The sequence below is a fragment of the Microbacterium dauci genome (assembly GCF_030065535.1).
Lineage (GTDB): Bacteria > Actinomycetota > Actinomycetes > Actinomycetales > Microbacteriaceae > Microbacterium > Microbacterium dauci.
Window position 1 is genome coordinate 429,818 of the sequence record NZ_JASJND010000004.1, and the last position, 13,272, is coordinate 443,089.

14 protein-coding genes and 1 pseudogene are annotated in these 13,272 nt (G+C 68.9%); 10 read left to right on the forward strand and 5 right to left on the reverse strand.

Annotated elements, in window-relative coordinates; genetic code table 11:
* Positions 1–21: 21 nt before the first annotated feature.
* On the reverse strand, positions 22–861 hold the full coding sequence (locus tag QNI14_RS07155; RefSeq protein WP_283715814.1) for an exodeoxyribonuclease III: 840 nt from the start codon (positions 859–861) through the stop codon (positions 22–24).
* Positions 862–984: 123 nt separating this feature from the next.
* Between QNI14_RS07155 and pyrE the strand changes: the two genes are divergently transcribed.
* The gene (pyrE, locus tag QNI14_RS07160) at positions 985–1,563 is read left to right on the forward strand and encodes an orotate phosphoribosyltransferase (RefSeq protein WP_283715815.1); all 579 of its coding nucleotides are present in this window, start codon (positions 985–987) and stop codon (positions 1,561–1,563) included.
* 3 nt (positions 1,564–1,566) lie between these two features.
* Here the strand turns inward: pyrE and QNI14_RS07165 are convergent, their stop codons facing one another.
* Positions 1,567–1,707, reverse strand: coding sequence for a hypothetical protein (locus QNI14_RS07165; RefSeq protein ID WP_283715816.1), 141 nt, complete (start codon positions 1,705–1,707; stop codon positions 1,567–1,569).
* Positions 1,708–1,815: 108 nt separating this feature from the next.
* Here QNI14_RS07165 and QNI14_RS07170 point away from each other — a divergent pair, with 108 nt between their 5' ends.
* Together QNI14_RS07170 and QNI14_RS07175 are read left to right on the forward strand one after the other, a co-directional pair.
* Positions 1,816–2,769 (forward strand): SDR family NAD(P)-dependent oxidoreductase, encoded by a 954-nt coding sequence (locus QNI14_RS07170; RefSeq protein ID WP_283715817.1) that lies wholly within the window; start codon positions 1,816–1,818, stop codon positions 2,767–2,769.
* Between the two features lie 62 nt (positions 2,770–2,831).
* The gene (locus QNI14_RS07175; protein ID WP_283715818.1) at positions 2,832–3,179 is read left to right on the forward strand and encodes a TfoX/Sxy family protein; all 348 of its coding nucleotides are present in this window, start codon (positions 2,832–2,834) and stop codon (positions 3,177–3,179) included.
* A 22-nt stretch (positions 3,180–3,201) separates the two neighbouring features.
* On the opposite strand, the gene QNI14_RS07180 is transcribed toward QNI14_RS07175, so the two are convergent.
* On the reverse strand, positions 3,202–3,846 hold the full coding sequence (locus tag QNI14_RS07180; RefSeq protein ID WP_283715819.1) for a metal-dependent transcriptional regulator: 645 nt from the start codon (positions 3,844–3,846) through the stop codon (positions 3,202–3,204).
* A 59-nt stretch (positions 3,847–3,905) separates the two neighbouring features.
* Between QNI14_RS07180 and QNI14_RS07185 the strand changes: the two genes are divergently transcribed.
* Positions 3,906–4,550 (forward strand): TrmH family RNA methyltransferase, encoded by a 645-nt coding sequence (locus tag QNI14_RS07185; RefSeq protein WP_283715820.1) that lies wholly within the window; start codon positions 3,906–3,908, stop codon positions 4,548–4,550.
* Positions 4,551–4,553: 3 nt separating this feature from the next.
* On the opposite strand, the gene QNI14_RS07190 is transcribed toward QNI14_RS07185, so the two are convergent.
* Positions 4,554–5,873 carry an MATE family efflux transporter gene (locus tag QNI14_RS07190; RefSeq protein WP_283715821.1) on the reverse strand — a complete coding sequence of 440 codons (1,320 nt, stop codon included), beginning with the start codon at positions 5,871–5,873 and terminating at the stop codon, positions 4,554–4,556.
* 10 nt (positions 5,874–5,883) lie between these two features.
* Positions 5,884–6,739 (reverse strand): annotated as a pseudogene (locus tag QNI14_RS07195) (IS5 family transposase).
* A 100-nt stretch (positions 6,740–6,839) separates the two neighbouring features.
* Between QNI14_RS07195 and QNI14_RS07200 the strand changes: the two are divergent.
* From QNI14_RS07200 to atzF, 6 genes are all read left to right on the forward strand, one after another.
* Positions 6,840–7,484, forward strand: coding sequence for a GntR family transcriptional regulator (locus tag QNI14_RS07200; protein ID WP_032495311.1), 645 nt, complete (start codon positions 6,840–6,842; stop codon positions 7,482–7,484).
* Positions 7,485–7,646: 162 nt separating this feature from the next.
* Positions 7,647–8,972: a uracil-xanthine permease family protein gene (locus tag QNI14_RS07205; protein ID WP_283615682.1), complete on the forward strand. Its 1,326-nt coding sequence runs from the start codon at positions 7,647–7,649 to the stop codon at positions 8,970–8,972.
* Positions 8,969–10,030, forward strand: coding sequence for a cyanuric acid amidohydrolase (gene atzD, locus QNI14_RS07210; protein WP_032495309.1), 1,062 nt, complete (start codon positions 8,969–8,971; stop codon positions 10,028–10,030). The genes QNI14_RS07205 and atzD overlap by 4 nt, the downstream gene beginning before the upstream one ends.
* The gene (biuH, locus tag QNI14_RS07215; RefSeq protein WP_032495308.1) at positions 10,027–10,752 is read left to right on the forward strand and encodes a biuret amidohydrolase; all 726 of its coding nucleotides are present in this window, start codon (positions 10,027–10,029) and stop codon (positions 10,750–10,752) included. Before atzD ends, biuH begins: the two co-directional genes overlap by 4 nt.
* Positions 10,749–11,405, forward strand: coding sequence for an alpha/beta fold hydrolase (locus QNI14_RS07220; protein ID WP_032495307.1), 657 nt, complete (start codon positions 10,749–10,751; stop codon positions 11,403–11,405). The genes biuH and QNI14_RS07220 overlap by 4 nt, the downstream gene beginning before the upstream one ends.
* 23 nt (positions 11,406–11,428) lie before the next feature.
* Entirely contained in the window at positions 11,429–13,177 is a 1,749-nt protein-coding gene (gene atzF, locus QNI14_RS07225; RefSeq protein WP_032495306.1) for an allophanate hydrolase, read from the forward strand.
* Positions 13,178–13,272 lie beyond the last annotated feature (95 nt).

The following is a 13,272-nucleotide window of genomic DNA, read 5'->3' on the forward strand; positions in this document are numbered from 1 at the left end:
ATCCGTCGTGCGGGGGAGGCCTCAGAAGATCATCGGGCGGTCGTCGTCCTCGTCGCCGTCCAGGTCGAGGTCGACCACGACCGGGACGTGGTCGCTGGGGATCTCGCCCTTGCGCTCGTCGCGGTGGATCGATGCCGCGGTCACGGCATCCGCGAATCGGTCGGAGCCGAGGATGAAGTCGATCCGCAGGCCCTCGTTGCGGGGGAAGCGGAGCTGCTTGTAGTCCCAGTACGTGTACCCGGTCGGGACGAGCGGGCGGACGGTGTCGGCGAGGCCCGCATCGAGGAGCGCCTGGAACGCGGCCCGCTCTTCGGGTGAGACGTGCGTCGTCGCACCCTCGACGACGGTCGGGTCGCCGTTGTCGGCGTCGGTGGGCGCGATGTTGAAGTCGCCGACGAGCGCGAGGGGCAGGTCGGGCTGCGCGGCGAGCGTCGACGACGTGTACTGCCGGAGCGCCTCGAGCCAGTGCAGCTTGTAGGTGTAGTGCGGGTCGTCGAGCGACCGGCCGTTCGGGACGTAGAGGCTCCACACCTTCACGCCGCCGATCGTCGCGCCGAGCGCGCGGGCCTCCTGCGGGGCATCCGGCCCCTCGTGCCCCTTCAGGAAGCCGGGCATGTCGGGGAAGGCGTATTCCACCTCGGTGATCGGCTCACGGCTCGCGATCGCGACGCCGTTCCACTGATTCAGGCCGTGTGCCTCGACGTGGTAGCCGGCGTCCTCGAACGCCTCGTACGGGAACTGCTCGGGCTTGCACTTGATCTCCTGCATCGCCAGCACGTCGATCCCCTCGCGGACCGCGAAGTCGACGGTGCGCACGACGCGCGCGCGGATGGAGTTGACGTTCCAGGTGGCCAAGCGCATGGAGTCCAGCCTATTTCGCCCCACCCCAGTCCGTTTACGCACGACTTCCGGGGCTCTGTGGGGTGCCGAAGCCCCCGAAACCGTTCGTAAACGGACGGAGGCGGCGCCCGTAGACTCGGGGGCGTGACCGCCGCCTCCACGCCCGAGCTCGAAGCCGACCGCCAGACTCTCATCTCGCTGATCCAGGAGGAGGCCGTCTTCCACGGCGACTTCACCCTGTCGAGCGGCAAGAAGGCGACGTACTACGTCGACATGCGCAAGCTCACGCTCGACCACCGTGCGGCGCCCGCGATCGGTCGCATCATGCTCGACCTGATCCGCGACGTCGACGGGATCGTCGCGGTCGGCGGCCTCACCCTCGGTGCCGACCCGATCGCCAACGCGGTCATGCACGAGTCGGCCCGCACCGACGCGCCGCTCGACGCGTTCGTCGTCCGCAAGGAGCCGAAGGACCACGGCCGCGGCCGTCAGGTCGAGGGTGCCGACGTCGTCGGCAAGCGGGTCATCGTGGTCGAGGACACTTCGACCACGGGACAGTCGGCGCTGAAGGCCGTCGAGGCGCTGCGCCGCGAGGGCGCCGAGCCCGTCGCGGTCGCCGTCATCGTCGACCGCAAGACCGGTGCGCAGGCCGCCGTCGAGGCCGAGGGCCTCGCCTGGCTCGCCGCGATCGACCTCGACGACCTCGGCCTCCAGCCCCAGTAAGCCCTACTCCAAGTCGTCCCAGGGGTTGCGGCCGTCGTCGTCGTCGCGCCGGCGACGGACGAGCTGCACGATGACGATCACGAGCGACGTCGCCATCGTCAGCCCGACCACGGCGAACAGCAGATTCTGCTCGAGCTCGTTCATGCGGCATCCCTTCGTCGATTCCACTCTCGCACGTACACCAGGCGGGTGCGCGGCGGAACCCCTGGAACCGAACGTGACCTCGGGCAGTGGCGCGCGTAGGGTCGAACCGTGGCGCACGATGACTGGGACCCCCAGCTGCTGCCCGACCTGAATGGGCGCCGCTATCTCGTCACGGGCTCGAACGCCGGGCTCGGGTTCTTCTCGTGCCTGCAGCTCGCCGCGGCCGGCGCCCACGTCATCATGACGGCCCGCAACCCGTCGCGGCTGTCGCGTGCGCGCGCCGCGATTCTGCAGCAGGTGCCGGATGCCGACCTCGAGACGCTCGCGCTCGACACCAGCAATCTCGGCTCGGTGCGCGCCGCCGCCGCGACCGTGCGTTCACGCGTCGGTCTGCACGGGCTGCTCCTGAACGCCGGCGTCGTCCACCCGCCGAAAGAACGACACCTCACCCTCGACGGGCACGAACTCGTCATCGCGACCAACGCCCTCGGCCACTATGCGCTCGCCGGCGCGCTCCTGCCCGCACTCGCCGCGGCGCGGGGCCGGATGGTGTGGGTCGGATCCGTCGCCACGACGCTCTTCGGCCGCGACCCCGTCGACCCCGAACTCGTCGACGGTTACACCGGCTGGCGCGCCTACGTGCAGTCCAAGGTGGCGACCACGGCGCTCGGCTTCGAGGCCGATCTGCGCTTGCGCGCGGCATCCGTCCCGGTCGCGAGCCTCGTCGCGCACCCCGGTTACTCGATCGGCGGCCGCACCCGCCGCATCGCGGGCGTGAACACGCCGCCGCTGTCGAAGCGCCTCGGCGGCCTGCTGCAGGCGCCGGTCACCCAGTCGAAGGAGCGCGGCGCCGAGCCGCTCGTGCGCGCGCTCGTCGACCCCGACGCCGAGGGTGGCCAGTACTGGGGCCCCGGCCGCTTCTTCACCGGTCCACCCGCGCTCGCGACGCCGTCGCGGGTGACGACCGACCCCGACATCGGCGCCCGGATGTGGCACTACGCCGAGCACGCCACCCGCACCGAGTGGCCGTATCTGAAGTCGCGCAAGGTCCGCATTCGCTGAGGTTTGCGGACTTGCGGATGCCGCGGCGGTCGCGCTACTTCTGAGGCAGCGAAAGGAGCGACATGGCGAAGCCGTCACCCACGACGCCCGAGGTCCGCGAGGTCGTCGACGAGGCGCGCACGCTCATCGGCGACCGCGCCGTCCGCGAGATCTTCATGTTCGGGGCGCTCGCGCTGATGGTCGACGACTCGATGGCCGTCGCCGTGTTCAAGGACGAGTCGCTGCTCGTCCGCGTGCGCGACGACGAGGACGAGGCGCTGCTGCGTGAGCCCGACGCGGCGCGCGCCGAGATGGGCGAGGGGCGTTCGATGGGGCTCGGCTGGGTGCGGGTCACCCTCGATGCCGAGCACACCCGACTGCCGTTCTGGGTCGCGGCGGCGCTGCGCCGGCCCGGCAAGAGCGCGGGCTGATCGCCTCGGTGAGGAGCTTCGGTCAGACGCTGAGCCAGACTGCGGATGCCGCGGCCGCGGGCAGCTCGATCGTCGGGCCCCCGTCGACCTGCACCGCATCGCGGCCCGTCGCCGTCACGGTGTGGCCGACGTCGATGCCGAGCTCCTCGAGTGAACGCAGCAGCGCCGGGTCGCGGTCGGAGACGCGCAGCACCCGGCCGGTGTGGCCGAGCGTCGCCTCGGCGAGGAGCACGAACGGCTCGCGCTCGACCGACCCATCGGGCGCCGGGATCGCGTCGCCGTGCGGGTCGAAGCGGGGGTGTCCGAGTCGCTCGTCGATCCCGGCGAGGAGCCGGTCGCTGATCGTGTGCTCGAGCACCTCGGCCTCGTCGTGCACCTCGTCCCACGCGTAGCCGAACTCGCGCACCAGCCAGGTCTCGATGAGCCGGTGGCGGCGGATGACGGCGGTCGCGCGCTGCCTGCCGGCATCCGTCAGCGAGATCGGCCCGTACGGACGGTGCGACACGAGATCTTGCGCGGCGAGCTTCTTGATCATCTCGGTGACACTCGACGGCGCGAGCCCGAGTTCGGCGGCCAGGATCGACGGGGTCACCGGCTGGGTCTGCCACTCGGTGTGGTGGTAGATCGTCTTCAGGTAGTCGTCGACGGTGGACGGCGAGGCGGGCACGCACCCAGGGTATCGGGGGCGCGTCGTCCGCCGTGATCGCGGCGGTCTAGCCTGGATCGGTGACCGACGAGACCCCGGATGCCACTGAGGCTGAGCCGCAGCTGCCGGTCGGTGTCGGTCCGTGGCCGGGCGGCGAGGCCGCGTGGCCCGACGATCCGCGGTACGACCCGGAGCTGCTCGCGAACGGCGACCGCCGCAACGTCGTCGACCGCTACCGCTACTGGACGATGGCGGCCATCGTGGCCGACCTCGACGAGCACCGGCATCCGTTCCACGTCGCCATCGAGAACTGGCAGCACGACATGAACATCGGGTCGATCGTGCGCAGCGCGAACGCGTTCGGCGCCGCCGAGGTGCACATCATCGGCAAGCGTCGGTGGAACCGCCGCGGCGCGATGGTCACCGACCGGTACCAGCACGTCCGCCACCACGAGGACGTCGCCGCGTTCACCGCATGGGCTCGGGGTGAAGATTTGCCGGTGCTCGCGATCGACAACGTCGACGGCTCCGTCCCGGTCGATCGCGCCGACCTGCCGGAGCGGTGCGTCCTGCTGTTCGGGCAGGAAGGGCCGGGGCTGTCGGCAGAGGCGCTCGCCGCGGCATCCGGTGTCATCGAGATCACCCAGTACGGCTCGACACGGTCGATCAACGCCTCGGCCGCAGCCGCCGTCGTCATGTACGAGTGGTGCCGCCGGTACGCGTGACTCTTACGCCCCGACGGTGAGCCACTCCGATCGGCGGACGCGCAGGCCGAGGGTGACGAGCCGCGCGAGCATGTAGACGCCGAAGAAGCACACCGCGAGCCAGGCGAGGCCGGTCGCGCCGGTCGGCATGACGAGCGAGACGATCAGCAGCGCCGGCAGGTACGGCACGAGGTTCAGCCCGCCCGCGATCGCGAGGTACTTCGCGTCGCCGGCGCCCATCAGCACCCCGTCGAGCACGAACACGATGCCGCAGATCGGCTGTGCGATCGCGAGGACGAGCAGTGCCGGCTGGATGAGTGCCGCAAGCGCCGGGTCGCCCGTGAAGACGAGGCCGATGGCGCCCGACCCCGCGGCGATGAGCGCCCCGACGATGACGCCGAACCAGAGCCCCCACGCCATCGTCCGACCGAGCACACGACGCACGAACGGTTCGTCGCCGGCGCCGAGCCCCCGCCCGATGAGCGCCTGCGCGGCGATCGCGAGCGCGTCGAGCGCGAACGCGGCGGTCGAGAAGATCGTGAACGCGATCTGCCAGCCGGCCAACTCCTCGGTGCCGAGGTTCGTGGCGACGGCGACCGTGACGAGCAGCGCGAGCCGCAGCGAGACGGTGCGCAAGAAGAGCCAGCCGCCCGATCGTGCCGAGCCCCGCACCCCCTCACGCTGCGGGAGGACGGATGCCGCGTGCTTGCGCGCGAGCCGCCCGACGACCACCGCGTACGCGGCCACCATGCCCCACTGCGCGACGACGGTGCCGGCCGCCGATCCCGAGATGCCCCAGCCGAACCCGTAGATGAACAGCCAGTTGAGCAGGGCGTTCGCGGCGAAGCCGAGACCGGCGATCCACAGCGGCGTCACGGTGTCCTGCATGCCGCGCAACAGGCCCGTCGCCGCGAAGACGATGAGCATCGCGGGCAGGCCCCACATCGACAGGCCGAGGTACGCGATCGCCTGCTCGGCGACGGCGCGACTCGGGTTGAAGAGATCGACGAGCCACGGGGTCGAGAGCGAGCCGACGATGGCGAGGAGCGCGCCGAGACCCAGCGCCAGCCAGAGCCCGTCGATCCCCACGCTGACGGCGCTCCTCGAGTCGCCGGCGCCGAAACGCCGCGCGACCGCCGGTGTTGTGGAGTAGGCGAGGAAGATCATCAGCCCGACGATGGTCTGCAACACCGCCGCCGCGATGCCGAGCCCCGCGAGCGGTTCGACGCCGAGGTGCCCGATGAGCGCGGCATCCACGATGAGGAACATCGGTTCGGCGATCAGCGCGCCCAGCGCCGGCACGGCGAGACGCAGGATCTCGCGGTTCAAGGTCGGCGCGGGCACGCGTTTCAGCCTAGGCCGTGTTGATCAAGTCTGATTTGATCCAGATGAGCGTCGCGGCGAGGCTGACGGCGGCTCGGTAGCTGCGGAGGAGCTTGTCGGAGCGCATCGCGATGCCGCGCCACTGCTTGAGCCGGTTGAAGCAGCGCTCGACGACGTTGCGGCCCTTGTAGCGTTCCTTCTGCTGTTCGCCGAAGTCGATCGGCCGGCCCGGCTTCTTGCGGCGGTGCGCGACCTGGTCATCACGCTCCGGGATGGTCGCCGCGATACCGCGGTCGCGGAGCCAAGCACGGTTCGCCTTCGACGGGTACCCCTTGTCGGCGAGCACCCGGTCCGGGCGGGTCCGTGGCCTGCCCTTCCCGTCGCGGGGGACGCGGATGTCCTCGAGTACTGCGGTCATCATCGTGGTGTCGTTGATGTTCCCGCCGGTGATCATCATCCCCAGCGGCCGGCCGCGACCGTCGCAGACCAGGTGCAGCTTGGTCGTCAGCCCGCCACGGGAGCGTCCGATCCCGTGATCAGGCGGCTCGAACCACGGATTCTTGTGATTCGGCAGAGCCCCCTGTGTCCCGCTTCAGGGTCGCGCCGTGCTGATGCACACGAGCGATCGTGGAGTCGATCGAGACGACCCAGTCGATTCTCCCGGCGGCGTCGGCCCGCTTCTGCACCTCGGCCAGCAGCTTCTCCCAGGTGCCGTCCACGGCCCAACGGTTGAACCGCTTGTAGATCGAGTTCCACTTCCCGAACCGGTCCGGCACATCCCGCCACGGAGCCCCGGTGCGGTACTTCCACGCCATCCCCTCGACAGCCAACCGATGATCCGCCCACGGCCTCGACCTCTCGGACGCCGTCGGCATCAACGGCTCCATCACGGCCCACACCTCGTCAGAGATCTCCTGTCGCGTCACCGCTTAAGACTCACCCAGCCGGGAGCGAAACCTCTTGATCAACACGGCCTAGGCTCGCGATGTGATTCCCGACGACCTCGCCTCTCCGCGGGACCTGATCTCGCGTTCACTTCGCGACGACATCCTCAGCGGGCAGATGGAGCCCGGCCATCGCCTCATCGAGGCGAACATCGCCGAGCGATTCGGTGTCTCCCGCGTTCCAGTGCGCGAAGCACTGTCGCAACTCCAGAGCGAGGGCTTCGTTGAGCTGGTTCGCTACCGAGGCGCCACTGTCTCCGGCGCCTCCCGCGCAGACGCACTGGAACTGATGCAGGTTCGACGCGGGCTCGAAGTGCTAAGCGCCCAGCTTGCGGCGCAGCGTCATGGGGGCGACGTCGCCGACGCGCTCTCCGCGATCGTCGATCGCGCCCGGCAGGCCCGCAGCACGGATGCTATGAATGCCGTTCCACCGCTGGTCTTCGAATTTCACGAGCTCGTCGCGACAGCATCCGGGAACCGCCAACTGGCGGAGATGCTGGATCGCGCCCTGCGCCGGGTGTCGTGGGTGTTCGATCGCCACCTCGAGGCGCGTGCGGACGCCGAATGGGACGACCACGCCGCCATCGCGCACGCGATCCTTAACGGCTCCCCCGTGCAGGCCGGCTACCTCATGAGCGAACACATTGCGAAGGACGAACTCCTCATTCGAGAACTTCACGCAGGCTAGTTGTATACGATCGAGCGCGCCGAAGGTGGTTTCTCTCGGCTCTAACACGGTTGATACGTGCACGAAACGTCGCTGTCACGCAGGTCGTATACAAAATGACCGCGACGTCACGTCGCGTGCCTCCCGGACGGGGGCCTCCCACATCCCACCTGGAGACGAGCCATGTCTACGAACGTGCCCACGACCGACGTCCCCCCGCCCCGAACCCGCCTGCCCTGGTGGAGAGCGATGCTGTTCGGTCTGCAGCACGTGATCGTGATGTACACCGGCTGCGTCGCGGTTCCCCTGGTCTTCGGAGCAGCGATGGGACTGGATCAGAGAACAATCGGCATCCTGGTCAACGCCGACCTGCTCGTCGCCGGGGTCATCACGATCATCCAGGCGCTCGGGATCAAGAAGATTCTCGGGGCGCGTCTGCCCGTCGTCGCGGGTGCGTCCTTCACCGCCGTCACTCCCATGATCCTGATTGGGGAGCAGTACGGGCTCTCCGCGGTGTACGGAGCCATGATCGCAGCGGGCGTCTTCGGGGTGCTCGTCGCTGTCCCGTTCTCACGGCTGCTGCGCTTCTTCCCGCCCGTTGTCCGAGGAGCGGCCGTCACCATGATTGGCCTCTCACTTATCGGCAAGGCCGTCTCGATGATCTTCGACGACGGCCCTGCCGACGGGCAGCAGCTCGCCCTGGCCGGCGGCATCATCCTGGTTATCCTCGCCCTGATGCGCTACGGACGCGGGTTCTTGTCGCAGGCCGCGGTGCTCATCGCGCTCGTCGCGGGCACCCTTGCCGCCATGGCGTTGCAGCTCACGGACTTCTCCGCCGTCGGGGACGCGGCGTGGTTCGGACTCCCCCAGCCGTTCCTGTTCGGCGCGCCCACCTTCCCGATCGCGGGAATCATCTCGATGTGCATCGTCATGCTGGTGATCTTCACCGAGACCACGGCCTATCTCCTCTCCATCGGGGAGACCATCGGGAAGCCCCCGACCCAGGGTCAGCTCTCCCGCGGACTCGCGGCCGACGGCGTGTCCGCCGTCCTCGCCGGGTTGTTTACCTCCTTTCCGGACACCGTCTTCGCTCAGAACGTCGGCCTCGTGCGGATGACCGGCATCACCTCCCGCAATGTCGTGGCCATCGCGGGAGGGATCCTGATCGCTCTCGGCCTGGTGCCGAAGATGGGTGAACTCGTGGCGAGTCTGCCCGGCGTTGTCATCGGGGCGGTGAGCCTGGTGATGTTCGCGACCGTCGCGGGCGTCGGCATCAGCACCCTCGCGAAGGTGGACTTCGGCGACCTCAGCAACTTCCTCATCACTTCGATCGCGCTCGGGATCGGCATGATCCCTGTCGTGGCGCCCCAGGTCTACGCGGATTTCCCTGCGGAGGTCCGAATCATCTTCGGCGGCGCGATCAGCAGCACCGTCATCGTTGCGTTCACCTTGAACCTGGTGTTCAACCATGTTCGCCGCCCCCAGAAGAAAGCGAAGATTCCCGCGTGAGCAGCACCGCACTTTATACCGTGCCCACCGCAGGCCCTGACGATGTCGCAGCACTGAAGGCCTTGGACGGGCACTCCGCGTCCGACATCCTCGCCGTGATTGGCAAGACCGAGGGGAACGGCTGCGTCAACGACTTCAGTCGCACTCTCTCCGCCGCCGTCTGGCATCCGCTGCTCGAAGACTCCGCCATCACGGTCTTCTCAGGCGGCGCCGAGGGCGTCATTAGCCCGCATGTGAATATTTTCGTCCGCGACGAGCGTCAGTACAGCGGGCACCCGCGCGGTCTGGTCACTGCGGTCGGGCGTACGCGCGTCATCGGCCCTGAGGAGATCGGGCGGCCGGCGCAGGTGGACGCGGTCCATGAGACCGTGGTAGCCCTGCTCACCGAGCTGGGCGTGGGACCGGACGACGTGCATCTGGTGTTGATTAAGTGTCCGTTGCTGTCCTCCGATGCGATTGCGGGGGTGCACCGTCGGGGCCTGCGACCGGTCACCACCGACACATATGAGTCCATGAGCCGTTCCCGGGCGGCGAGTGCACTGGGGATAGCCATGGCGCTGAAGGAATGCGACCGGGACCGCGCCCTCCTCGCACTGGAGGGACGCGACGACGTGTGGTCCGCTCGCGCGTCGGCGAGCTCAGGGGCAGAACTCGACGATTGTCACATCCTCGTCGTAGCCGAAAGCGACGCCGCCGCTAACCCGCTGCGGGCAGCGCACACGGCGATGCGTGACGCGCTCGACATTCAAGCCCTCACCGAGGTCTTCGATCGGATCGCCGCCGAGGGCGGCACCGTCCGGCAGATCTTCGCGAAGGCCGAAGCCGACCCGTCGGGCGCGATCCGGGGGTACCGGCACACGATGCTCACCGACTCCGACGTCAACGCCACGCGGCATGCCCGCGCGGCCGTGGGCGGCCTCATCGCGGCCCTCCATGGAAACGGTGCCGTGTACGTCTCCGGCGGCGCCGAACATCAAGGCCCCTCCGGAGGCGGCAGCGTGACCGTCATCTACGACGTCCCCGCTACAGCAAACGCCACAGGAGAAGCATCCCGATGATCTACTCGACCGTGAACGCGAACCCCTACGCGTGGCCCTACGACGGCAGCATCGACCCCGCCCACACTGCTCTAATCCTTATCGACTGGCAGATCGACTTTTGCGGCCCTGGCGGCTACGTCGACAGCATGGGTTACGACCTCAGCCTCACGCGCTCAGGGCTGGAGCCGACCGCGCGCGTGCTGGCTGCGGCAAGAGACACCGGCATGACCGTCATCCACACCAGGGAGGGCCACCGACCCGACCTCGCCGACCTCCCGCCTAACAAGCGCTGGCGATCCGCCAGCGCCGGGGCGGAGATCGGCAGCGTCGGACCATGCGGACGAATCCTGGTGCGAGGTGAGCCGGGATGGGAGATCGTTCCGGAAGTGGCGCCTCGCGAGGGTGAGCCGATCATTGACAAGCCGGGCAAAGGCGCGTTCTACGCCACGGACCTCGACCTGTTGCTGCGGACGCGGGGGATTACTCATCTGATCCTCACGGGTATCACCACCGACGTCTGCGTGCACACCACGATGCGTGAGGCGAACGACCGCGGATACGAATGCCTGATCCTTTCGGACTGCACGGGCGCCACCGATCGGAAACACCACGAGGCCGCGCTCAGCATGGTCACCATGCAGGGAGGGGTCTTCGGCGCCACCGCCCACTCGGACGACCTCCTCGCCGCTTTGGGCACGACAGTGCCCGCGGCGGCCGGGCCTCGAGCGCGCACCGAATGAAGTTTGTCCTGATCCACGGCGCCGCCACCGACTCGCGCGTCTGGGATGAGCCCGCTCGTGCGCTGCGAGCCGCGGGAAACGACGTGCTGGCCCCCGACCGACCGCAGTCCGGCGACCTGGACACCGAAGTGGCGTTCCTTGCTCCGATGTGCGTGGATGCGATGGTCGTCGGCGTCAGCGGAGGCGCCACGCTCGGGCTGGAGGTCGCCGCCCGCGGAATCCGGCTCCGCGGAGCGCTGCTTCACGAGCCGGCCGCCGGCTCGTTGGCGCCCGGGCTCCTGAGCCATGTGGCCGAAGGACTCGAACGAGACGGGGTGCGCGGCTTCGGCAAAGCGCTCTACGGCGACGGGTGGAACACGTCTTTCACGCGCGCGACCGAAGCGACCGTGCGTCGGGAGTTCGCGATGTTCGGCGCCTTCGAGCCCGCACCGCTGTCGGTTGCGCCCCAATCCATCTCGATCACGGTCGGGTCGGCGTCACCCCCCTCCAGGTTCGCATCGACGCAAGCGCTCGCGGCGTTCCTCGGGGCCCGGTGGAGCGTGCTCGACGGCACGGGTCACGCCGCCCACCTGGACAACGCGCTCACCCCCGCCGCGATCGAACGGCTGACCGGGTCGGCCTCGGAACCTCTCTCCCACCAACCATCCCAATGATCAGCTGAGGACTTCTCCCCATCATGAGCTTCACCCCGCCCACTCCAATCGACGCGGCCCTTCCGCTGACAGAGCGCATCCGTCGCGCATACGAGCGCATCGCGGATGTCGACAGACCCGAGGTGTGGATCACTCTCCGAACGCAGCAGGATGCCCTCGCCGACGCACTCGAGATCGACAGGCGGTACGAGGCGGGCGAGCAACTGCCCCTGCGAGGCGTGTTGGTGGCCGTCAAGGACAACATCGACGTCGCCGGCCTGCCCACCACCGCCGGCTGCCCGGAGTATGCGCGCGTGGCTGAGCGTTCCGCGGTGGCGGTACAACGGCTGACGGCGGCGGGCGCGATCATCCTGGGGAAGACCAACCTCGACCAGTTCGCCACGGGACTCGTCGGCACGCGGAGTCCGTATGGCGCCGTCCGCTGCGCGTGGGACTCGGAGCGGGTGTCCGGAGGGTCGAGTTCCGGTTCGGCGACCGCTGTGGCGCTCGGGATAGCGGACATCGCACTGGGTACGGACACCGCCGGTTCGGGTCGCGTTCCGGCCGCACTCAACGGGCTGGTGGGCATCAAGCCCACGCTCGGGCTGATTCCCGCGGCGGGCGTCGTGCCGGCGTGCGTCGACTATGACGCGGTCACCGTCTTCGGTCACGACCTCGAGCTGGCAGCGCGGGCCGTCGCGATCATGGCAGGCGGCTCGGAAGAGGACCCTCGAAGCCGAGTGGCCCCGTCGGACGTCCCACTTTCCGCCGGGCTGGCCCCTCGACTTGCGATTCCGCGAGATGAGGACCTCGCGCAACTCGCACCCGAATACGCCGAGGCCTTCGCCAGGACGGTAGCTGGCCTCGTCGATTCCGGCCTCTCGCTCGAAGCGGTGGACATATCCCCGCTGCTCAATGCCGCGACCCTGCTGTACGACGGGGCCATCGTCGCCCAGCGCTATGCCGCCGTCGGCGAGTTCCTCGAGACACGGCCGGCCGGGGCCGACCCCACCGTGGCCGGTATCGTGCTTGCCGCTCGGAAGCCGTCAGCGCACGCGTACGTCGATGACCTGGACGCCCTCGCCGAAGCGAAGTCGTACGCCCGTCGCCTCATGGCGTCCTTCGACGCACTCCTGCTCCCCACGACGACAGAGCACCCGACCATCGCCGCGGTGCAAGCCGAGCCGGTGGACATCAACCGCCGGATGGGCACCTTCACCAACTTCTGCAACCTGTTGGACATGGCAGCGGTGGCGGTTCCCGGCCAACCCACCGCCACGGGCCATCCGTTCGGCGTGATGGTCGTCACGGTGGCGTTCCATGACGAGGTCGCACTCGAGATCGCCGGGCGGATCTGCGGGGCGCCCAGCTCGTCGGGCATCATCAGCGGCCACGAACTGTTCGTTGTCGGGGCGCACCTGCGCGGCGAACCACTTTACGAGCAGCTCACCCGTCGCGGGGCGCGGTACGTCGGCGAGGTGACGACGTCAGATGCGTATCGTCTCGTCGTCCTGGACACCGTGCCGCTCAAGCCCGGGCTGGTCCGGCATGGAGACGGCGCGGGCGCACCGATCGCCGGGGAGCTCTACGAGCTCTCTGCCTCGCACCTGGCCACGCTTCTCGCTGAACTCCCCTACCCGATGGCGCTCGGCGCCGTGGAGCTGGCCGACGGTCGCACGGTGACGGGGTTCTCCTGCGCATTGGAAGCGGCGGTCGCCGGGACCGATATCACCGAGTACGGCGGGTGGAAGGCGTATCTGGCTCACGCGGCCGACGTGCAGTCGGGGCAATGAGGCAGGTCTGTCGCTCTTTGAAGCGCCCCGGGTTTCGTGGAGGCTCGGTTATCTGGAACCGGCTCCGATCGGAACCTGCTCGTGAGCGTATCGGG

Coding starts and splice junctions, on each gene's coding strand:
- QNI14_RS07155 (WP_283715814.1), bottom strand. CDS start 861: ATGCGCTTGGCCACCTGGAACGTCAACTCCATCCGCGCGCGCGTCGTG.
- QNI14_RS07165 (WP_283715816.1), bottom strand. CDS start 1,707: ATGAACGAGCTCGAGCAGAATCTGCTGTTCGCCGTGGTCGGGCTGACG.
- QNI14_RS07175 (WP_283715818.1), top strand. CDS start 2,832: ATGGCGAAGCCGTCACCCACGACGCCCGAGGTCCGCGAGGTCGTCGAC.
- QNI14_RS07205 (WP_283615682.1), top strand. CDS start 7,647: ATGTCTACGAACGTGCCCACGACCGACGTCCCCCCGCCCCGAACCCGC.
- biuH (WP_032495308.1), top strand. CDS start 10,027: ATGATCTACTCGACCGTGAACGCGAACCCCTACGCGTGGCCCTACGAC.
- QNI14_RS07220 (WP_032495307.1), top strand. CDS start 10,749: ATGAAGTTTGTCCTGATCCACGGCGCCGCCACCGACTCGCGCGTCTGG.
- atzF (WP_032495306.1), top strand. CDS start 11,429: ATGAGCTTCACCCCGCCCACTCCAATCGACGCGGCCCTTCCGCTGACA.